The organism is Pseudomonas sp. WS 5412 (assembly GCF_012985615.1).
Lineage (GTDB): Bacteria > Pseudomonadota > Gammaproteobacteria > Pseudomonadales > Pseudomonadaceae > Aquipseudomonas > Aquipseudomonas shahriarae.
This window is the reverse complement of record NZ_JAARMB010000010.1, coordinates 120,059-137,728: the sequence shown is the minus strand read 5'-3', so window position 1 is coordinate 137,728 and position 17,670 is coordinate 120,059. Positions and strand designations below refer to the sequence as shown.

26 protein-coding genes and 2 pseudogenes are annotated in these 17,670 nt (G+C 54.9%); 16 read left to right on the top strand and 12 right to left on the bottom strand.

The genetic code is table 11. The features are described from left to right. Nucleotides 1-9: 9 nt before the first annotated feature. Entirely contained in the window at nucleotides 10-345 is a 336-nt protein-coding gene (locus HBR94_RS15355) for a hypothetical protein (RefSeq protein WP_170045112.1), read from the top strand. Between the two features lie 22 nt (nucleotides 346-367). On the opposite strand, the gene HBR94_RS15350 is transcribed toward HBR94_RS15355, so the two are convergent. Further along, nucleotides 368-952 (bottom strand): hypothetical protein, encoded by a 585-nt coding sequence (locus HBR94_RS15350; RefSeq protein ID WP_170045111.1) that lies wholly within the window; start codon nucleotides 950-952, stop codon nucleotides 368-370. 103 nt (nucleotides 953-1,055) lie between these two features. Between HBR94_RS15350 and HBR94_RS15345 the strand changes: the two genes are divergently transcribed. Further along, entirely contained in the window at nucleotides 1,056-1,688 is a 633-nt protein-coding gene (locus HBR94_RS15345) for a hypothetical protein (protein WP_170045110.1), read from the top strand. Nucleotides 1,689-1,721: 33 nt separating this feature from the next. On the opposite strand, the gene HBR94_RS15340 is transcribed toward HBR94_RS15345, so the two are convergent. From HBR94_RS15340 to HBR94_RS15330, 3 genes are all read right to left on the bottom strand, one after another. Then, nucleotides 1,722-1,928, bottom strand: coding sequence for a hypothetical protein (locus tag HBR94_RS15340; RefSeq protein WP_170045109.1), 207 nt, complete (start codon nucleotides 1,926-1,928; stop codon nucleotides 1,722-1,724). 103 nt (nucleotides 1,929-2,031) lie between these two features. Beyond that, nucleotides 2,032-2,700 carry a hypothetical protein gene (locus HBR94_RS15335; protein WP_170045108.1) on the bottom strand — a complete coding sequence of 223 codons (669 nt, stop codon included), beginning with the start codon at nucleotides 2,698-2,700 and terminating at the stop codon, nucleotides 2,032-2,034. Nucleotides 2,701-2,837: 137 nt separating this feature from the next. Then, entirely contained in the window at nucleotides 2,838-3,068 is a 231-nt protein-coding gene (locus HBR94_RS15330) for a hypothetical protein (protein ID WP_170045107.1), read from the bottom strand. A 251-nt stretch (nucleotides 3,069-3,319) separates the two neighbouring features. Here HBR94_RS15330 and HBR94_RS15325 point away from each other — a divergent pair, with 251 nt between their 5' ends. From HBR94_RS15325 to HBR94_RS15315, 3 genes are all read left to right on the top strand, one after another. After that, nucleotides 3,320-3,640, top strand: coding sequence for a DUF4406 domain-containing protein (locus HBR94_RS15325; protein ID WP_170045106.1), 321 nt, complete (start codon nucleotides 3,320-3,322; stop codon nucleotides 3,638-3,640). A 60-nt stretch (nucleotides 3,641-3,700) separates the two neighbouring features. Then, entirely contained in the window at nucleotides 3,701-4,381 is a 681-nt protein-coding gene (locus HBR94_RS15320; RefSeq protein ID WP_170045105.1) for a hypothetical protein, read from the top strand. A gap of 101 nt (nucleotides 4,382-4,482) precedes the next feature. Beyond that, nucleotides 4,483-4,860, top strand: a complete 378-nt coding sequence (locus HBR94_RS15315; protein ID WP_170045104.1) for an ASCH domain-containing protein — start codon at nucleotides 4,483-4,485, stop codon at nucleotides 4,858-4,860. 65 nt (nucleotides 4,861-4,925) lie between these two features. Here HBR94_RS15315 and HBR94_RS15310 read toward each other — a convergent pair whose 3' ends face one another. Next, nucleotides 4,926-5,459 (bottom strand): hypothetical protein, encoded by a 534-nt coding sequence (locus HBR94_RS15310; protein ID WP_170045103.1) that lies wholly within the window; start codon nucleotides 5,457-5,459, stop codon nucleotides 4,926-4,928. Nucleotides 5,460-5,555: 96 nt separating this feature from the next. On the opposite strand from HBR94_RS15310, the gene HBR94_RS15305 reads away from it, so the two are divergent. Genes HBR94_RS15305 through HBR94_RS15290 form a run of 4 tightly spaced genes read left to right on the top strand, consistent with a single transcriptional unit; the run spans nucleotide 5,556 to nucleotide 7,505 of the window. Beyond that, nucleotides 5,556-5,987, top strand: a complete 432-nt coding sequence (locus tag HBR94_RS15305) for a hypothetical protein (protein ID WP_170045102.1) — start codon at nucleotides 5,556-5,558, stop codon at nucleotides 5,985-5,987. A 43-nt stretch (nucleotides 5,988-6,030) separates the two neighbouring features. Beyond that, entirely contained in the window at nucleotides 6,031-6,252 is a 222-nt protein-coding gene (locus tag HBR94_RS15300) for a hypothetical protein (RefSeq protein WP_170042688.1), read from the top strand. A 2-nt stretch (nucleotides 6,253-6,254) separates the two neighbouring features. Next, complete coding sequence (locus HBR94_RS15295; protein WP_170045101.1) at nucleotides 6,255-6,470, top strand: DUF4224 domain-containing protein; 216 nt, start codon at nucleotides 6,255-6,257, stop codon at nucleotides 6,468-6,470. Beyond that, on the top strand, nucleotides 6,471-7,505 hold the full coding sequence (locus HBR94_RS15290; RefSeq protein ID WP_128593487.1) for a tyrosine-type recombinase/integrase: 1,035 nt from the start codon (nucleotides 6,471-6,473) through the stop codon (nucleotides 7,503-7,505). 356 nt (nucleotides 7,506-7,861) lie between these two features. Here HBR94_RS15290 and HBR94_RS15285 read toward each other — a convergent pair whose 3' ends face one another. Beyond that, nucleotides 7,862-8,512 (bottom strand): NAD(P)H-dependent oxidoreductase, encoded by a 651-nt coding sequence (locus tag HBR94_RS15285; protein ID WP_057959519.1) that lies wholly within the window; start codon nucleotides 8,510-8,512, stop codon nucleotides 7,862-7,864. Nucleotides 8,513-8,605: 93 nt separating this feature from the next. On the opposite strand from HBR94_RS15285, the gene HBR94_RS15280 reads away from it, so the two are divergent. Continuing rightward, entirely contained in the window at nucleotides 8,606-9,235 is a 630-nt protein-coding gene (locus HBR94_RS15280) for a TetR/AcrR family transcriptional regulator (protein ID WP_170045100.1), read from the top strand. Nucleotides 9,236-9,407: 172 nt separating this feature from the next. Here the strand turns inward: HBR94_RS15280 and HBR94_RS15275 are convergent. Further along, a pseudogene (locus HBR94_RS15275) lies at nucleotides 9,408-9,557 on the bottom strand (phage holin family protein); the annotation flags it as partial. A 161-nt stretch (nucleotides 9,558-9,718) separates the two neighbouring features. Between HBR94_RS15275 and HBR94_RS15270 the strand changes: the two are divergent. Continuing rightward, nucleotides 9,719-10,060 (top strand): hypothetical protein, encoded by a 342-nt coding sequence (locus tag HBR94_RS15270; protein WP_057445079.1) that lies wholly within the window; start codon nucleotides 9,719-9,721, stop codon nucleotides 10,058-10,060. Between the two features lie 301 nt (nucleotides 10,061-10,361). Here HBR94_RS15270 and HBR94_RS28965 read toward each other — a convergent pair. Further along, nucleotides 10,362-10,484: pseudogene (locus tag HBR94_RS28965) on the bottom strand (DUF4113 domain-containing protein); the annotation flags it as partial. A 123-nt stretch (nucleotides 10,485-10,607) separates the two neighbouring features. Between HBR94_RS28965 and HBR94_RS15260 the strand changes: the two are divergent. After that, a complete protein-coding gene (locus HBR94_RS15260; RefSeq protein ID WP_170045065.1) occupies nucleotides 10,608-11,123 on the top strand; it encodes a hypothetical protein in 516 nt (171 codons plus the stop codon). A gap of 306 nt (nucleotides 11,124-11,429) precedes the next feature. Here the strand turns inward: HBR94_RS15260 and HBR94_RS15255 are convergent, their stop codons facing one another. Both HBR94_RS15255 and HBR94_RS15250 read right to left on the bottom strand, forming a co-directional pair. Further along, complete coding sequence (locus HBR94_RS15255) at nucleotides 11,430-12,749, bottom strand: HAMP domain-containing sensor histidine kinase (protein WP_057441967.1); 1,320 nt, start codon at nucleotides 12,747-12,749, stop codon at nucleotides 11,430-11,432. Further along, nucleotides 12,742-13,416 (bottom strand): response regulator transcription factor, encoded by a 675-nt coding sequence (locus tag HBR94_RS15250; RefSeq protein WP_057441969.1) that lies wholly within the window; start codon nucleotides 13,414-13,416, stop codon nucleotides 12,742-12,744. Before HBR94_RS15250 ends, HBR94_RS15255 begins: the two co-directional genes overlap by 8 nt. A 171-nt stretch (nucleotides 13,417-13,587) precedes the next feature. On the opposite strand from HBR94_RS15250, the gene HBR94_RS15245 reads away from it, so the two are divergent. Continuing rightward, complete coding sequence (locus tag HBR94_RS15245) at nucleotides 13,588-13,731, top strand: hypothetical protein (RefSeq protein ID WP_169961124.1); 144 nt, start codon at nucleotides 13,588-13,590, stop codon at nucleotides 13,729-13,731. After that, nucleotides 13,718-14,317, top strand: a complete 600-nt coding sequence (locus HBR94_RS28705; protein WP_233093370.1) for a hypothetical protein — start codon at nucleotides 13,718-13,720, stop codon at nucleotides 14,315-14,317. Before HBR94_RS15245 ends, HBR94_RS28705 begins: the two co-directional genes overlap by 14 nt. A gap of 27 nt (nucleotides 14,318-14,344) precedes the next feature. Here the strand turns inward: HBR94_RS28705 and HBR94_RS15235 are convergent, their stop codons facing one another. Both HBR94_RS15235 and HBR94_RS15230 read right to left on the bottom strand, forming a co-directional pair. After that, on the bottom strand, nucleotides 14,345-14,953 hold the full coding sequence (locus HBR94_RS15235) for a LysE family translocator (RefSeq protein ID WP_115128057.1): 609 nt from the start codon (nucleotides 14,951-14,953) through the stop codon (nucleotides 14,345-14,347). A 201-nt stretch (nucleotides 14,954-15,154) separates the two neighbouring features. Continuing rightward, nucleotides 15,155-15,550, bottom strand: coding sequence for a MerR family transcriptional regulator (locus tag HBR94_RS15230; protein WP_057441976.1), 396 nt, complete (start codon nucleotides 15,548-15,550; stop codon nucleotides 15,155-15,157). 73 nt (nucleotides 15,551-15,623) lie between these two features. Between HBR94_RS15230 and HBR94_RS15225 the strand changes: the two genes are divergently transcribed. Next, complete coding sequence (locus HBR94_RS15225) at nucleotides 15,624-16,688, top strand: SDR family oxidoreductase (protein WP_170045099.1); 1,065 nt, start codon at nucleotides 15,624-15,626, stop codon at nucleotides 16,686-16,688. A gap of 95 nt (nucleotides 16,689-16,783) precedes the next feature. Continuing rightward, nucleotides 16,784-17,668, top strand: a complete 885-nt coding sequence (locus tag HBR94_RS15220; RefSeq protein ID WP_115128055.1) for a LysR family transcriptional regulator — start codon at nucleotides 16,784-16,786, stop codon at nucleotides 17,666-17,668. Nucleotides 17,669-17,670 lie beyond the last annotated feature (2 nt).

Sequence of the window (17,670 nt, the reverse complement as noted above, 5' to 3'; positions counted from 1 at the left end):
AGGTAGGCCATGGCCAAGACTGTTCAGGAACGATCGGCCAAGGCTGCGCATAAGCGCTTGGCGGTCGCCGAGAAAGAATTGCGGCACAAGGTCAGGCCTGGAATCGAGCAGGCCATGGAGCGGATCTGCGCCAGAGGCAAGACGCCGATCATCAGCGAGGTTCTGCAGATCGCCATCATGAAAATGGACTTGATGACCGACGAAGAGCTTGCGGCCTTCTTGAGCTATCCGCGCCACGAAATCGTGATTAGCGAAAAAGTGGCGCGATTATTTCAAGCTCAAAGCTTAAGCGCGGCTCTAAAGTACTCTGGCGACGAAATTATAAGGCCTGAGACAGTTGATTAGCGCTTTGTGCAGTGATCGCAGCTCACCTTTTGAATCCCGTAATGAAACTCGGCACCGAAATGCAATCGCCAAAGTTCACAGTGCAAATTAATAAAATCATCCATACAACGGTAAGGGATATACCCAGTTGGATGGGAACTTTACTCACAGAGAATTTTTCTAAGATCAGCGATCTCATGAATAATCCTGTTCCGCCCTTCTCAAGCCTGTTGCGAACTGCCATTCGGATCTCGCTCTGCTCCTGAGAGAAGAGCCGCACGGGCTCACGATCTCGCTCAAGCTTCAAAATATCTAGAAGTCTTATTTCTGACTCCCTCAACTCTGCCTCCCAATGCTCCTGCCAATACTTTGCGCCTGCTGCGATTTTTGTCTGATACCACGAGACCAGCACGCCGGTGACGCAAGCCATGAATGACACGACTGGGAATGCGCCGGAGGATTGCACCAATCCGGCAAACAACACGCCTTGAAAAATCATTAAAAAGTTGTTGCGGTTAGTTAACTGACCAATCTCGAAGTTTCTAATTGTGATGCACTGCTCGTAAACGCGCTTTGCTGCAGCAAGCTTATCGTCCGCCTGTGCGATGGGCTTTTCTGGTTCTTTCATTGCCTTTCCTTGGTCATTTTCGATCATTTAATCAGACTGAATACATAAATAGCCACTATCGCTGTCTCCGATAACGAGGGCAGCGCCTGACTGGATATAATCCATGGACGATCAGTTCTACCTGCAAGACAGCCGCAACCATGCCTACGTCGGCGACGGGTTGTCGTTCTGGGGCTTTGCCGGCTCCGGATATGTCACCGACCTGGCCAAGGCCCAAGTGTTCACCCGTGATGGCGCTTGCGATCACCGCGACACTGACATTCCTTGGCCCAAGGCCTACGTCGATGCCCGGGCGCGTATTGGTGTCGACTGCCAGAATGTGACCTTGAGCGAGGCGCTCAACAGGCACCCTGACGCACCCGAGTTTTACATCCAGAAGCCGCAGTGCTGGAACGGCAACAACCTGATTTGGCTTTGCGAAGATGGCGTGCTCACAAGCGACCTGTCGAAGGCAATCGTAGTGCCGAGAGCTCTAACCGTGACCTGGATCGGTAAGCTCGGTCAATCAGGTGCAGTGGTCTGGCCCAGGCTATACATCGACGAGCATAGCCGCCGGCTGGTCGAACGCGACGACGTGAATATCAAAGACGCCCTGCGCGGCACCGGGATCAAGTTGGCCAAGCCGAAGAAGCCCAAAATGATGATGTTCAATTGTCACGGCTGCGGCCGGTTTATCAGTGACGCGCAGCGCTATCGCGAAGACTGCCGGTACTGCGGGGCTAGCAACACGCCTTGATCCAGCCCTACCCATTACACTGGATGCCTACGGTCACTCTGTAACTGTGAAGTCGCCGAGATTATCGTTCATGTATTGGGCGATCTCCAAGGCCCGAGCAAACGACGTTCCAGGCTTAACGTCAAAACCGAACAATTCGGTCGGCATACCGTCGTCAGCAGTCGCATATTCAATGCAAATGAATGGGACGTGGCTTGCGTATTGCTTCACGGTGAACAACGGCTGAGCGCGCTTCGTCATTTTGATCTCCTTGAACCGGCTCCATGCCGGTCACCCGTAATACCCCATATCAACGAATCACGCCAGCCGATGAGGGTGGCATTGAAGGTCATACCAATCTCAATCAATAAACAGGCATTGGCCTTGATACACAATATTTTGTTATTTCCTTGCATTTTAAAATAACGGGCTCAATTACAGCTCCTTCACTTGGCCACCAGCAAGCTCTAAGTTCGGACTGTTCAGAGAACTTAAATTCTTTTATTAAAGCCGGATTTACTGAGTCGTCCCAATCAAAGCCGTTCCAACTCTGGTCTCGACTCATATACTTAACTTTATAGACGCCGAGAAACCGAACAACTGGAGCTACAGCTACTAGAGCTTGTGTCAGATGCCAATAGAATGCCCTAAGGTCAGTCACCTCAACACAGGAATCAACACCTTCAAACTGATCAGCAGTTTTTTTCGAGTAAACATTAGACATGCAATGAACAAACATATTTGGATGGTTGAATTCACGTACAAAGTGACAATCTGTTGTAGTGACTTCACAGTTAGGTCCAACATTAACAGCTCCAAACGCTGTTAATGCTCGAGTATGAATACTATCGACATCCCGTGTAGTTGACTTTTCAACATAGTGCCTAACTGTTTTAATCCCTTCTAAAGCGTCAGAAACCCCGTCTTTGTGTTCGGTTTTACGAAAGTCGTGAAGCGTGCCGATCCGAACGCCTCCTTGCATCAACAACGATTCACTGAATTTTTGTTCTGCGTACTTGAAAGCTGATGTCATGACTTTCCTCCCATGAATGGCACCACTATGCCATCAAGGAACTCCAATGCCCATTACCGACGGTAGCGTGTGCGGCGGTATCCAAGCTGCGACGCAAGCGTGTTCCGCTGGTTCGGGCGGCGCCTTCTGCTGCAGCTTTAAGCTCGCTCAGCAATCAGCTTGGCCCCGACCTCACGCCCAGCCACCTGCGCCAGGCCACGGTCAACATAGGTTCGGTCACCCGCAACAACCGGCACCACCACCTCACCACCACGCTTTACCTCTACGTTGATACGCCAGGTCTCCCGGCCTTCCTCGTCCTTGTCGCACTCCATGTAGTTCCAAACCTGAAAGCCTTCGATCTCGTCGTAAATATCGTGCTTGGTCATGGTCCTGCCCATTTAGAGGAAGGGGCCATCCTAGCTCAAAGCCATCCAGTACGGATGATCACGGTGATAAGGCGAAGAACGGCAGCGATCAGGTTTATCCACTCGGTCAGTCGTTTCATGCGGTAACGCTCCGGCTTGGTTGATGCCGAGATTATCGGCACGCCCAAGACAAGAGCCGTGGTAGCGGAACCGCACATGACTTAACTCCTCCCCCACTCCACCACCCGGGCATGGCCCGGCAAGGACTCCCCGTGAAACGGATTTACCTCAGCGGCCCCATGACCGGCCTGCCCGACCTCAACTTCGCCGCCTTCCACGCCATGACCACCAACCTGCGCGCCGGCGGCCACACCGTCACCAACCCCGCCGAGATCAACCCAGACGGCGGCACCTGGAGCGACTGCATGCGCCGCGACATTGCAGCCCTGATGGACTGCGACACCGTGGCCACCCTGCCCGGCTGGCAAGAATCGAAAGCCGCCCAGCTCGAAGTCCTGATTGCCCAGCACCTCGGCATGACGATTGTGAATGCCCATGATCTGACATGCGACACCGTCGATGATCCGGTGTAACTTGTTGAGCTCGGCACGTTCAGCCGCCCTCCTCTGCCTTGTCATAATTAAGGAATTGTCATGCCTGAGCCGATGGTCACCCCTCGCAGAACGTTCAACTTTGCAAAAATGAAAAGCCCCAGATCCCACGCCAACTCAGAAGCGCCAGGCTCTTATAATATTGCTACAACAATAAGCAAAACCGTAATTAATGCCGGAGAAAAATTAACTTTCGAACAATATATAACTGGCTACGGAGAAATCAGCGATGCGAAAATTCAATGCTATATATCCTCGGATATTTTCAGCTCAGAAACATCACTTGTTAAATGCGGCTTAGGATTAGAGAACGAGAAAGATCTTGCATGGGGAAACACTGAGCAAAGCATCGAAGGGGATGGCTTTCGCATGACTTTGGATGCGATCAGCGTTTCACATTGGGACAAGAGCACGGTCTTTGTCGACGCCAGTGAAAGAATGAACTCCGTAATTACCGAAATGCGTTATAAAAACCCTCCTTTCACCTACATCCTAAATACGAAAAAGAAAGCCAAAAGCGGAATTCATTACATAGACTTTTACTTAACATTTTTCAATGGTAGAGAATGGATTACCAACAAAGAGCGAGTAGAGTTTAAAATCAGGAACCTTTTCGAGAAATACACTACACCCATTTCAGGGTTGGCAATTGTGGCTTCAGTCTCAGCTATCGCCAAGATTATATTAATGCCTATAGGTAAATGGATAATCTCTCTATTCTGATTTTTCTCCCCCAAAGCAGGGTTCCTAATAAAGCCCTGCTAACTCCCGCTTGCCCCCTCCTTCAAAGTCAGCTGCTATAGCGGCAAGGAAAAGTGTTGCCGATGAAAGCTCTTTCCATTCGCCAGCCCTGGGCCTGGCTGATCATCCACGGCGGCAAGGAAATCGAAAACCGCAGCTGGCACACCAAGTTCCGCGGTCGCTTCCTAGTGCACGCCGCCAATGGCATGACAAACAACGAGTTCACCATGGCCCTTCTGTACTGCTCGGAACGTGGCTTGCCTATGCCAGATCGTGACGACATGCAGCGTGGCGGCATCATCGGCTCGGTTGAGCTGGTCGATAGCCTCGATACCAGCAGATCGCCCTGGTACATGGGGCAGAAGGGGTTCTTGTTGCGCGATCCTAAGTCGCTACCCTTCACGCCGTACAAGGGGCGACTGGGCTTCTTCGAAGTGCCTGACGAACTGGTGACTCCATGATCGCCCCCCCCTCCGGTTCGCCTACGTCTTCATCTGCAAGGCCGCGCGCCGAGAAATGGAATCCGTTATGTAATCGGGGGGATTCGAAGCTCGCGACACCAAAATTGATATGCACCTTCAAGAACCTCTCCGACCTGAAGCTGGGTGCCATTATCGTCGACATTGAAATAGTAACGGTGGCGCATCAAGGGCTCACCCGCAGGCGAACCCGCAGAAAAAGGTTGTTGCGTCCATTCAACCTCTGTCACAAGCCCGGCATCGGCGAACTTATCTATACCCAAATGCTTACCGCTATTGGCAAGTTGATAACAAATTCGAAGATGATCAGAGCTCTGTCTCACCCATTGCTCAAAATCGCTTTTCCCCTTTTTTGAAAATAGTGGATTCGCCCTCAACTCCACCTCGTGATATTTCCAAGCCCAATCAACCATTGACCACGCCGTGATCCCGCAATCAAACGCGTAATAAACAGCTGGGAAAAACTGGTCGCTTGGATCGTCTTTTTGAATTGCTTCATTGAAACGGTTTATTCCCCATTTCAACTTCAGTAGCAGATCGAAAGGCGTTTTTAAGTAGAAGTGCTTTATCTGAGAGGACATCGATGTTCCATCCAAGAATATTGGTTCCACTCTAAGCCTCAACCTCCCATTCCTCAACAACACAGCCTGCCAGAGCACCGCAGGCGAGGTATTCGCATGTCTCAGAAAACTGTTAAAGCCATCATGGAGCAAGCCCAGGTATTCGCCAGCAGCTGGTCCATGGTAGGCGGCCGGTTCGCCGCAGACGACCAGGCCGAGCGCGCCAAAGATGAAAAATTAGTGCTGGAGAGGCTCGTCGCCGGCGCACTGGAAGGATCGGTAGGCGCGCCACAGGATGTCGGCGAGATGATCGAAGCGCTGCTTGCCTGGCATAAACGGCAGACAGATCAACTGCAGATCATTACCGACAACTCCAAAGAAGGCACGACCCTTCAACTTGGCACCGACGAGCCGGTCGAGATCATGCTGACAAAAGATATGGCCAAGGGTTTGCGCATCGGGCTCGTTCTGGCAATGGATCGTCTTGGGAAACTGCCCATCAGCGTCAGCCATGACGGTGATGACGACCCTGACACCGACGACGAATAACCCCCTCCCCACCGTTTGCCGCCCAGTGCGGCAAGGACACCCCGTGTACGCAACGAAACTCACCCTGCTCATGACGGCCATCGTGTTGTACGTGGCGGGGTCCACCTTCTGGTTTTTCTGGCAGGTGCCGGAGCTGCTCTCTACCGGCACCGAACAAACCCTGGTCGTAGCATTCGCCGGCTCCGTCGCCTGGGCGCTGCTCACCTTCGGTTTCATCATCCACATCATCAAGACAGCGCGGCCTACAGCGGGCGGCGGGAGGTAGGCATGGACGACATTCAGTTTCTATCGCATGAAGATGTCTGTGAGCTCACAGGCGCCAAGACAAAAGCCGGGCAGATACTTGTCCTGTCCCGAAATGGCATTCGCCACACCATCAAACGCAATGGCTGGCCATGCGTGATCTCCGCATCACTACTAGTTGGAAAACATGACCGGCAGCCTGAGAAAGCCGAATGGCAGCCTCGGATGGGAATTCAATAAATGGCAAGACGACCCACTAACCCCGGCAGCATTCCCCGGTTGAGAAAGCGACTGCGCCCCGGGGGAAGGGTTTATTACTACTACGACGCAGGTGATAAGCCGCGCCGGGAGATCGCTCTAGGATCTGACTACGGTGCCGCAATTGTTGAGTATGCCCGACTTGAAAAGAGCCGGGCCGCCAATGCAATCGTCGCCCAGGTGCTGACATTTGAGTACGTAGCGAACAAGTACATGGATGAAGTGGTACCGACAAAGTCCATGGCCACCCAAAAAGACAACATTCGCGAGCTGAAGCAACTGCTGGTCTTCTTCAATGACCCACCCGGGCCGTTAGAGGCAATCGAGCCCAAGCATGTTGTTCAGTACCTCCGCTATCGGTCGAAAACGGCAAAGGTGCGAGCCAATCGTGAAAAGGCTCTACTCAGCGCAATCTGGAACTTCGCGCGCCAGAGCGGCTATACGTCACTCGCAAACCCTTGTGCTGGCATCAAAGGGAACAAGGAGACCGGCCGGGACACCTACGTCGAAGACGAGATGCTCGCTGCGGTGTACCTTCATGCGGACCAGCCACTCAAGGATGCACTAGATCTGTTCTACCTCACCGCCCAGCGCATTGGCGACACACTGAAGATGGACGAGCGCGACTTACTCGATGGTCAGCTGCTCATCAAGCAGGGAAAGACCAGTGCGAAGCGCAGGATAGAGGTTGTTGGTGAGCTGAAGGTGGTCATTGACCGTATTCTTGAAAGGAAAAAGGGGCACAAGATTCGATCAACCAAGCTCGTTGTAATGGACAACGGCCAGGCGATGACGGCGAGCATGCTCAGGGGAAGATTTGACGCGGCCAGGTTGAAGGCTGGGATTGAAAAGTCTGCGTTTCAGATGCGCGACCTGCGCGCAAAAGCTGCAACGGACAAGGAGGAATCGACAGGCAGCATCCGTGATGCACGAGACCAACTCGGGCATACAACTGTCGGAATGACAGAGCAATATATTCGGCGCCGCAAGGGCCTGAAAGTGCTTCCAACCAAGTGAAAATCCGTTCCGCAATTAATTTGGCACCCTTGAAAACAAAGGCCTTCAAGGCCTCGTTTTCAAAACAATTGCGGGCCGGATACGACGATAACTTATTGATTTATATACCTTTGAATGCGGACTTAAAATCCCCCGCTCGTAAGGGCGTCCCGGTTCGATTCCGGGTTCGGGCACCATAGATATCAAGGGCTTGCATGATGAACTTCATGCAGGCCTTTATCTTTTCTGCTCCGCAATTTTAGACTCTGCTCCGCAATTATCCCTCCCTCGGCGTCCTGCCGACCGAACACGAACTACCAAATTGCCCACGATTCGTGGTGCTTGTCGTATGGCCGCGTTCGGCCAGAAGCGGGAGTTCAGGTCATGGAAAATAAATCTGTCCCGTTATGACTGGTTCCGTTATTACTGCATCGCTTAGATACAGTGAAAAGTTCGCGACCGAGAGCTCGTGCAGTGTCCATATGAACCTTCGGATCCTGCATTTCTGACTCGAGTAGGAGTTCGGACGTCACTACGCATGCGCCGCAATAGTCGAAGATCCCATGGTCAATCTGCGTCTTCATGGCGTCGGCATAACCGTGCCGCTCATAGGTTCCCCCATCGGCACCGCCGACACCGACAAGATGAACGCGCAGGTGACGAAGCTTCTTCACCAGCTTGGCATCCGAACTGTAATCAAACGCCCAGCCATTGGCGAACACGCGATCGATCCATCCCTTGAGAAGCGCTGGCATCGACCACCAGTAGATGGGATAGACCAGCACAAGGGCATCGGCGCGATCGATCCGCGCCTGCTCGGCGGCAACATCAGCGGGAGGCGGTTCCTCCCTGTGATGGACAGCGAGATCAGCCGCAGTGAACCTTGGATCGAACGCTTGCGCCGAGAGGTCCGCGATTTCGAAGGAGTTGCCGGGATCTGCCAGGGATACGCCTTCGGCGATTTGCGAAGCGAGGCTATGGGTGAGGGACTGGGGATCGTGATGGGCAACAACGATAAGCGCGTGCATGTCGAAAACTCCTGCTAGTGATTGAGGGCGAAAGGGCGAACCCTATATACTATTGGTAAGTTACGCACAGTAAGTTACTTTTGGTATATAGTCATGTCAAGCATCGAGACAAGAGAGCAGGATTCCAGACCGCAGCCGCGTCGGCGCATGTCAAGGGAAGAAAGGCAACGACAGTTGCTGGACGTCGCCTGGCGGCTAGTCCGGGAGGAAGGCACGGAAGCTTTGACGCTTGGACGGCTCGCCGAACAAGCTGGCGTGACAAAACCCGTGGTTTACGATCATTTCAGCACGCGGCCCGGGTTGCTGGCGGCGCTCTATCAGGAGTTCGATGCTCGCCAGACCGCACTCATGGACGCCGCGCTTCAGACGAGCAAACCCACCTTGCTGGAAACTGCGACGGTCATCGCATCGTCTTACGTCGACTGTGTGCTTCTCCAGGGCAACGAGATACCCGGCGTGATCGCGGCGTTGGCCAGCTCACCAGAGCTCGAAAAGATCAAGCGCGAATACGAAGCGATCTTCATGAACAAGTGCCGGATGGCCCTCTCCCCATTTACCAGAGAGGGTTCTATCGCGCCCGCGAGTCTTCGGGCGATGCTCGGTGCGGCCGAGGCCCTATCCCATGCCGCCGCAACCGGAGAAATCACACCCGAGCAGGCGCAGGACGAACTCTTCGAAACGATCATCGCAATGGTCGACAGAAGCGCGCGCAGTGGCACGTAAAGTGTCGACGAGAGCGGTGAGCTGAGCGTTTAGTGAATCGGAGGGCCAAACACGAATCTACCCGACGTTGCACCGGACGTCCGAAAAGGGTCGATTGTAGCCGGTCGCGAAAGACAGGAACCGGCCAGAAGCGAACACTCAACATAACTCCTAGTCACCATGGTGCAGAATGCCCTTCCAAAGAGCGGCGGCCTCGATTACCGCCGCCATAGATGATCCTGATACCAGCCATCAAGGCAGATAGCCCGGCAGCATAAAGCGTTGGCGAATGCTGACTCAGCCATGCAAGCACGATGAGCCAGGTGTCTGGTTTGTCTGGCATGTTGGGCGTCGTAGCTGCGCTGATTAAAGGTAAGTCGCTGATAAAGTTCAGGCTCGGAGAAGAGCATATGGCCACGTGTTACGATCGGCTGCGTTAAACGGATATGTCCCCCAGGAGAACCTGGTACACGATCTAATGAGCTGCAAAACGAGAGGCGAAATATGCAATTTAGAAAACACTACCCAATACTGATCGCTATGAGCTGTCTTCTCTTAACAGCGTGTGACACGAAGAAAGATCAGATTTATCAGGTCGTCCGTTGCGTTATGGCAACAGAGACTGTGGCCGGCGGCGCCCCTGGTGAAGTGGGGATCAAAACCGGGCAGGCGGTTGCTCAATATCAGAAGGACCATGGCCTAGATATGAACTACGAAGAAATTAAAGATCTCGCAGAAAAAGCACGAATAGAAATAACAGGAAATCCGGAGTTGCCAATGCCTGCTCAGATTGATCGAGCAAAAAAAATCATGGCTTCGGATCAATGCAAAAATAGTCATCCCTGATTAACTTGCTTCGCAAAATAATTTCGCAAATAAAAAACCCGACTATGTGGTCGGGCCTCTATCAAACTCGCCGTAGGCAAAATATTAACTATGGGGAAATAATGTTCTCAGCCGTGCGGGAATTCAAGCGGCCTCATTCATCTTGTAAGTTATCCCACCAATTGGGTGTAATGCCTTGGCGTCAATGTCATAGCAGGCATCGAAGCAGAGCTGCACAAAAGGCTCCCAGTCGGTATGACTCACCCACATGGGTTACAAATCAGTTCACGCACATAGGTAACAGTTACTGACTGGCAGGCAATTACTGATCGTCGGGTACCTTCAAATACCTACAAGACACCGACCAAAGCTGATCAAGTCTTGTCGTATAGCTCTGACTCATAAGCTCCCGCCGCATCGCTCCGTCAGGATTCGCCGGCACCGAACAAAGGGCCGGTTCTGAAGCCCTGACATACGCCTGGCACGCCTGCAGCGCGATCAATCCTTGGTCGTAGGCGTTGATATTGCCTATAATAGGCGACCTCAAGATAAAGACAGAGGAGCAAATTTGAACAAGAACTCGTATCGTTATTTGGTGCCTTTGATTTTTGGAACGCTGCTCTCTGCCTCCTTGCTTGTTACATGGCATAGCCATATTTACTCCAGAACCTTCTTCAAGCCAGATCTACAACAAAGCTACCTTATCGCCTCATCAGTACTAGCAATCATAACTTCGCTGGGCATGTTATTCTTTAAAGCAAACATCACACCAGGCAACACTCTCAAAAACATAAAAATCATTATCTGCACGCCAATAGCCGCACTTATAGTATGCATGCTTATATTAGTCATTCCATTTTCACTTTCAATCTACCTTTCCACTGGGACTCAAAGCAGCTACACGACTGCCTATAAAAAAACCTCAGGCGGCAGAAGACGCTGTAGTGGGATTGAATTCTTCGAGCCAGAACTAAATAAGGAAATCAAAATATGCCGATCAAACGTTATCGACAATACTGGACAGGTAAGCGTTTACAAAACCAGCACTCATAACGGCATAGTCATAATAGGCACAAAAATTTAATGGTGTTCTTAGGCAGAGAATTCATATTTTAGGGAGCTGTAAACTATCCCCTCCCCTATCCGACAGGGTGAACACCTGGCCCTGGGCCCAGTCAGTCATGCCCCGGTAGATCGCCGAGATGTCACGCAGCAGCGACCAGGCATCAGCCTTGCTCTGCAGGTTCAGGTTGCAGATGAAACGCAGCTCCAAAGGCCGAGACTTTGACCGGCCTGCCATCACCCGCAATGACAGGAAAACTGCACGAAAAACCGAGCGTGGGTACAACAATCAGTTTGCGCAAAACGCCACCTGTCGACCCAATACTGTTCACCCTCTTCCCCCCGGCACCCCAACGCCCTGCAAGCTGGTGAACTCCAGAGCGACGGTAAAACGCTGCTGCTCAAGAATTACATCAATCTGCCAGCCCAATTTTGCACATAACTGACGCATCAACTGCAGCCCCAGGCCGTATCCATAATCGCTGGATTCCTCCCTCGGCTTGGCCTCCCTGATGTGGTTGGCAATTACCAGGCGCGGGTAGTTGAAGCTGATTTCTACCTGGCCCTCTTCCGCGTATTGCAGGGCGTTGCGCAGGAAGTTACCGATCACGATGCGGCACGCGGTGGGGGGTAGTCGGCAGGGTTCGCTGTGGATGTCGACAAGCAGCTCGATATCCCGGTTGCCGATCAGGTAGCGATGTTTGTCAATCAGCTCGCCGACCAACGCGCTCAGGTCTATATCTTCCTCAGGCAATGGTTCTGGGCGTTCGCGGCTCATCCACAGCAAGGTCTCAGCGATAAGTTGCATGTTCAACACCGAGCGCTCAATGCGCTGCAGGGAAGATGGCAAGACACCGCCGGCCTGCAGGGTCAACAGTTCTATATTGGCCTTGAGCACCGCCAATGGGGTTCGCAGTTCATGGCTGGTGTAGCGCAACAGGCGGCCTTCACGCTGGCTGGCAGCTTGTACTTGCTCAACACTCTGGGCCAGGGCATCGGCCAGGGTATTGAACTCCTTGAAGCTGAAATCCGGGCGCTCGCCGGCCCGGGCATCCGGGTTGTTCAGGGTACTGGACCATTGGGCCAGGCGTCCGAGCGGCCGCACCAGCCACCAGACCAACAGGGCGATGATAATCAGTGCCGGCACGAACACCGCCAGGCTGACAAACACGACGCCCTGCAGTACCTGGTCAAAGTAGGCATCGGACAGAGGCGTCTCGACCTCACCGCCCTCCTCGTGATCATGGTCAATGTCATACATGTAAAGGGTCTTGCCGTCACCCAGGGGCTGGGTGAGGACTGCCCGGATCTCAGCATCGTCATCATCGGAGTCTGTATCACCGAAGACCTGAACGGCACCGAAGGACATGCTCGGCGGAGCCTCGAGCAGTTGGCGCACGCTCGCCGGCAAGGCTTCCTTGCCGATGACGGCCTCGAAGAAGTAGTTGCGCGGCGGTGGCGTGGTCGGATCCTTCTTGTAATGCCTGACGAAATACTGAGCCTCTTCTTCCATCATCGCGCTGGCGGTGTAGAGCAGGCCACGCACGGTGTATACCGGCAGCAGTTGGCTGTAGATCAGTAACACCACAGCAATCAGGAACAGGAAGCTGCCACTGATCACCCACTTCAGACTCAGGCGGTTACGCATGGGGCTTCACCTGAACACCGACCCCAGGCAGGGTGTGGATCAGCGGCCGGTCAAAGGGTTTGTCTACCGCCTTGCGCAGCCGGTGCATGTGGACTTTAAGCGTGTTGCTGTCCGGTGGTTCATCGCCCCAGATCGTGGTTTCCAGGCGCTCCCGGGGCACGAGTTCAGGGCTGGCGCGCATCAGGTACTCCAGCAGGGTCCAGCAAATGGGTGACAAATGCAGCTCCTGCCCGGCGCGGCTGACTTTGCGGGTGGTCAGCTCCATGACCAGGTCGTCCACCTGCAGGCGGCTGGTCTGGCCACTGCGGCGCACGCTCAGGGCGCGAATCCTGGCGACCAGTTCGGCCAGCTCGAAGGGTTTGACCAGATAGTCGTCGGCCCCCGCCGCAAAGCTGGCGAGTTTGTCAGGGAGCGCGTCCAGTGAAGTGAGCATCAGGATCGGCGTCTGGCTGCCTTGCTGGCGTAGCCGTTCGCACACTTGCTGGCCGTCCAGGCGCGGCAACATGATGTCCAGGAGAATCACGTCGTAATGCTGGTCGAGTGCCAGGTTAAGGCCGGCCTGGCCGTTAGTGACGTGGTCGCAGACCATGCCGCTGATTTCCAGGTACTCGATGATGGTCGTGGCCAGGTCAAGGTTGTCCTCGACCAGCAGCAGGTGAATATGCACGGAAAAGTCCCCTCGGACAGGTGTTGCGCAGAGGGTTGAAGGATAACGGAAGTCGGGCGATTTCCCGTGGATGTTTACCTCGCGTTAACCCGGCACTCTCTAAGCTGGGGCTCTTCCTATCCCGAGCTCATCACCGTCATGAACCTTTACTCGATGGTTAAAAGAGTCCTGTTGGCTTTGATTCTATTCGGCCTGATGGCCAGCGTCCTGCCGTCTCGCGGGCAATTGGTCAACCTGGGAGGCGGCAGCCGGTTTCTGGTGGGCGGGCATCTCGAGCAGGCAGCTGCGTGCTGTGTCGCCAGTGCGTTCCGATAACGTAGGCGCCAGTTACAGCTGGCAGGTGCTGATATGCCTGGGGCTGATTGTGGGTGTGTCGATTGCGATGGGTAGCTACATCGTTCATTTGAATGCGCGCATTGATAAGCAGCGAGAACTGTCGCCGGTGTATCTGCACCAATGTGGCAACGGGCGCGGGGGGTTTATTGTGTACCCCGACGGCAGGCGCAGCAGTGATGACTGCTACCCCGCCGATGACCTTGAATCGACGAGCACTGATCAGCCGCAGGACGTACCAGGCACACCCCGCGAGCAATGGCTCAAATACATCCTGCCTGCCGTTGAAGGCCTGCGCAGAATGACCTCCAACAGTCTGATCAGCACCTCCATGCCCCAGCCGAAACCCCGGCACGCCAGCCTGCCAGGCACATCTGATATGCTTTTTTCTTTAACACCTGCATCTGTACCGAACAGCGCACAACCCGGACAATGGCTCATCGGCAGGAACTCTCCGGCCGCCCTTCTTCCTTTTGGAGGCCCCATGGCTAAGATGGCATTTTTTCTTTTAGGGTTTCTGGCACTGACCGTTGGCATTGGCCTGCTGGCCACGATCTCACCGGTCTGAGCCCCGGCCCGTAAAGGCCTGGACTCTTTAGCCGGCAAAAAACATCGGGTACAACGACAGCACCAACAGCCCCGCCATCGACCTGTTGAACAGCTTCAACCAGCGGGGCTCACGCAGGACATTGCGCAAGCCGGTGCCACACCCCGCCCACACGCACACACTCGGCAGGTTGACCACGGCAAACACCACGGCGATGACCAGCACGTTAGTGAAGTAGCCCTCAGCCGGCGTATAGGTGGTGATCGCGCCCAATGCCATGACCCAGGCCTTGGGGTTGACCCACTGGAACACCGCAGCGGCGAGAAAGGTCATGGGTTTGCGCTTGCCGTCGATGTCGTCCGACATTGCGCTGGAGGTCGCTATCTTCCACGCCAGGTACAGCAAGTAAGCCGCCCCGATATAGCGCAACGCGGTGTACGCCCATGGCAACGCCTTGAACACCTCCCCCAGGCCCAGGCCGACCGAAATCACCAACAACATAAAGCCCACGCTGATCCCCAGGGCATGGGGAATCGAGCGGCGAAAACCGAAGTTCACCCCCGACGCCAACAGCATGGTGTTATTGGGGCCAGGGGTGATCGAAGACACGAAGGCAAACAGCGCGAAGGCCGATAGCAAGCTGGTGGACATGAACATGGTGCGTCATCCGGCGAATTATTGTCGCCCTGACAGTAGAGGGTTCTGCCGCGCCTCGCCCCGTACAGCTAGGCCCAGATCGAGAGATACAATTCATCAAGGGTGGGAGCTGTAGAGCCCGGCGAGGCTGCGATGGCGGCTGCACACCCGCACAACTGCAGCTTCGCCGAAGCTCGACCGCAGATGCGAAAGGACTGACGCTTAAACCGGCATTGGCACCTGACGATAGGTAACGGTCTGCCCCAGCGCGATGGCACTGGCCTCAAGCCGCAGACGCTCGGCGTCAAGAAAGCCATGCAACGTTTTGAGATGACCGATCTTGAGTTGAATCTCAGCCATTTTGTCGGCCACCAACGCAGCGCCCTGGGCACAGTCAATCGTACTTTGCCGCTTGGCTTCGAGGATTTCGCCGACCTCAGCCAGGGAAAACCCCATCTTCTGCGCCATCTGAATAAACGCCAGGTCCAGTGCCGTCTGCTCACTGTAAACGCGGTAGTTATTGGCTCCCCGCTGCACGGTGATCAGCCCCAGCGCCTCGTAATACCGCAAGGTATGGCGCCCAAGGCCGCTCCTACGCTCAAGCTCTGCGACTTTCACGGTAAATTTTCCTTGACTGTAGAGGTAGCTCCACAGTTTAGCCTGCGCACCTTATCCAACCAAGGAATGCGCCATGAGTACTCAATGTTTTGTCACCGGCGGCAGCGGATTTATCGGGCAGCATTTGCTGGCCCACCTGAGCGCTACAGGGCACGAGGCCTGGGTGCTGATGCGCCACGCCGCAAATCTTGAAACGCTCAGGGAGCAGGTGCGCCTACTGGGGGGAGAACCCTCGCGCATTCAGGCCGTTCAAGGCGACCTCAATCACCCGAACCTGGGGCTGAGCGCGACTGACCGCCAGCGTATTGCCTCAGCCCGCGTGGTATTCCACGTCGCCGCCCAGTTCGCCTGGGGCCTGTCTATGGAGCAAGCCCGTGCGGTCAACGTCAAAGGTGCTCTGGAGGTTGCCCGGTTATCGGCAAGCCAGCACAGTCGGCTGCTGATGGTGGGTGGCTACATGCTGCAAAACACCGCGCACTTGACCAGCATTGGCATTGATCAGCAATGCCCAGAACACACCGATTGGCCCGCCGTGTACAGGCGTGTGGGTGGGTACGAGGCAAGTAAGCTGGAGGCGCATTTTGCGGTCATTCGCTACATGCAGGCGCAACGGGCCGACTACACCATCGTGCACCCGGCAACGGTCTGCGGGCATAGCGAGAGCGGGCATATCCTGGCTGGTCAGCCGGTAGCAGAGCTGATTCGCAACCTGGCGACGGGCAAGTTGACGGCGATTCCTGGATCAACCCGCCACTGGCTGCCATTGGTCAGTGTCGATTACCTGGTGGCGTTGATGGTCGCGGCGGCATTCGACCCGGCAATGGCAAATCAGCAGGCCCTGGCACTGGACGAGCTCAGCCCCAATCTGCAAGGACTGGTCACACACATCGCCCACACCCTGGAAGTGCAGACTCCCCGCCGCCACCTACCACTGGGCCCACTCAGATGGCTGCTGAAAATACCGGGCGTGGCTACGCACTTTGGCACTAGCCCGGAATCCCTGAACTTCATCCGCACCGAGCGATTCGACATGACTCATAGCCGCAAGCTGGAAAGCCGATATCAGCTCAAGCATGCTGATTTGGCATTAACGCTGGAGAAAACTGCGCGATTCGTCAGACATGGACTTCTGAACTGAAGGAGGTTTTGCCCCCCAACAAATGACATGAGCACTGTTGAGTGCTGGCGTAGAATCCAGCCCAAAGCACAATCATATTCAGGGAAATCCGGATAATGCTCTTCGAGAACCTCGCGCTGTTTTTGTTGATTGTCGAGAAAGGCGGATTGTCGGCGGCAGGCCGCGAGGTCGGGCTTTCGCCCACGTCTGTGTCGGAGCGGCTCGGGGCCTTGGAAAGGCACTACGGCGCGACCCTACTGACCCGTACGACCCGCTCAATCAGCCTGACGGACGAAGGGCGGACGCTGATGGAGGGCGCCCGGCGCCTGCTCGCAGAAGCTGAAGACATCGAGAGCACTATCAAACTGGGCACCGAACGAATCTCGGGGCTGATACGCCTGAGCGCCCCCGTCGACCTGGGCCGCAACCGCATCGTGCCCATCCTCGATGATTTTCTGCAGGAGCATCCCAACGTCAGCCTCGACCTGAACCTGACCGATGGCTACCTGGATCTCGCGGGGCAAGGGATTGATTTCGCCATTCGATATGGCGCCCTGTCCGACAGCACCCTGCGCGTCAGAAAACTCAGCGAGGGCCGTAGGGTCGTGTGTGCATCCCCCGCCTACCTCATGGCCCACGGCACGCCCCAACACCCATCGGACCTGGCGCAGCAACAGTGCATCCTGATGCGCTTTGGCAGCAGCATCCACCGTGAATGGCAGTTCCGCGCCGCTGGCCGTACGTTCAAGGTGCTGGTGTCGGGCAGGCGTATTGCCAATGATGGCGATCAGGTGCGCCAGTGGTGCCTGGCCGGCCACGGCATCTGTATCAAGTCCTACATCGATGTACGTGATGACTTGGACGCCGGCCGACTGGTCGAGGTGCTGGAGACCTACTCCCTGCCGGGCGTGGACTTGCAGATTGTCTACCCTTCCGGCCACGCAATGCCGCGCCGGGTCAAACTGCTGATGGACGAAATCTCCTTGAAGCTGGCGACCTGAGC

Bases quoted from the DNA above. Each gene is read 5' to 3' on its own strand.
- HBR94_RS15355 (WP_170045112.1), top strand. From the start codon at position 10: ATGGCCAAGACTGTTCAGGAACGATCGGCCAAGGCTGCGCATAAGCGC.
- HBR94_RS15350 (WP_170045111.1), bottom strand. From the start codon at position 952: ATGAAAGAACCAGAAAAGCCCATCGCACAGGCGGACGATAAGCTTGCT.
- HBR94_RS15345 (WP_170045110.1), top strand. From the start codon at position 1,056: ATGGACGATCAGTTCTACCTGCAAGACAGCCGCAACCATGCCTACGTC.
- HBR94_RS15340 (WP_170045109.1), bottom strand. From the start codon at position 1,928: ATGACGAAGCGCGCTCAGCCGTTGTTCACCGTGAAGCAATACGCAAGC.
- HBR94_RS15335 (WP_170045108.1), bottom strand. From the start codon at position 2,700: ATGACATCAGCTTTCAAGTACGCAGAACAAAAATTCAGTGAATCGTTG.
- HBR94_RS15330 (WP_170045107.1), bottom strand. From the start codon at position 3,068: ATGACCAAGCACGATATTTACGACGAGATCGAAGGCTTTCAGGTTTGG.
- HBR94_RS15320 (WP_170045105.1), top strand. From the start codon at position 3,701: ATGCCTGAGCCGATGGTCACCCCTCGCAGAACGTTCAACTTTGCAAAA.
- HBR94_RS15315 (WP_170045104.1), top strand. From the start codon at position 4,483: ATGAAAGCTCTTTCCATTCGCCAGCCCTGGGCCTGGCTGATCATCCAC.
- HBR94_RS15310 (WP_170045103.1), bottom strand. From the start codon at position 5,459: ATGTCCTCTCAGATAAAGCACTTCTACTTAAAAACGCCTTTCGATCTG.
- HBR94_RS15305 (WP_170045102.1), top strand. From the start codon at position 5,556: ATGTCTCAGAAAACTGTTAAAGCCATCATGGAGCAAGCCCAGGTATTC.
- HBR94_RS15295 (WP_170045101.1), top strand. From the start codon at position 6,255: ATGGACGACATTCAGTTTCTATCGCATGAAGATGTCTGTGAGCTCACA.
- HBR94_RS15290 (WP_128593487.1), top strand. From the start codon at position 6,471: ATGGCAAGACGACCCACTAACCCCGGCAGCATTCCCCGGTTGAGAAAG.
- HBR94_RS15285 (WP_057959519.1), bottom strand. From the start codon at position 8,512: ATGCACGCGCTTATCGTTGTTGCCCATCACGATCCCCAGTCCCTCACC.
- HBR94_RS15280 (WP_170045100.1), top strand. From the start codon at position 8,606: ATGTCAAGCATCGAGACAAGAGAGCAGGATTCCAGACCGCAGCCGCGT.
- HBR94_RS15270 (WP_057445079.1), top strand. From the start codon at position 9,719: ATGCAATTTAGAAAACACTACCCAATACTGATCGCTATGAGCTGTCTT.
- HBR94_RS15255 (WP_057441967.1), bottom strand. From the start codon at position 12,749: ATGCGTAACCGCCTGAGTCTGAAGTGGGTGATCAGTGGCAGCTTCCTG.
- HBR94_RS15235 (WP_115128057.1), bottom strand. From the start codon at position 14,953: ATGTTCATGTCCACCAGCTTGCTATCGGCCTTCGCGCTGTTTGCCTTC.
- HBR94_RS15225 (WP_170045099.1), top strand. From the start codon at position 15,624: ATGAGTACTCAATGTTTTGTCACCGGCGGCAGCGGATTTATCGGGCAG.
- HBR94_RS15220 (WP_115128055.1), top strand. From the start codon at position 16,784: ATGCTCTTCGAGAACCTCGCGCTGTTTTTGTTGATTGTCGAGAAAGGC.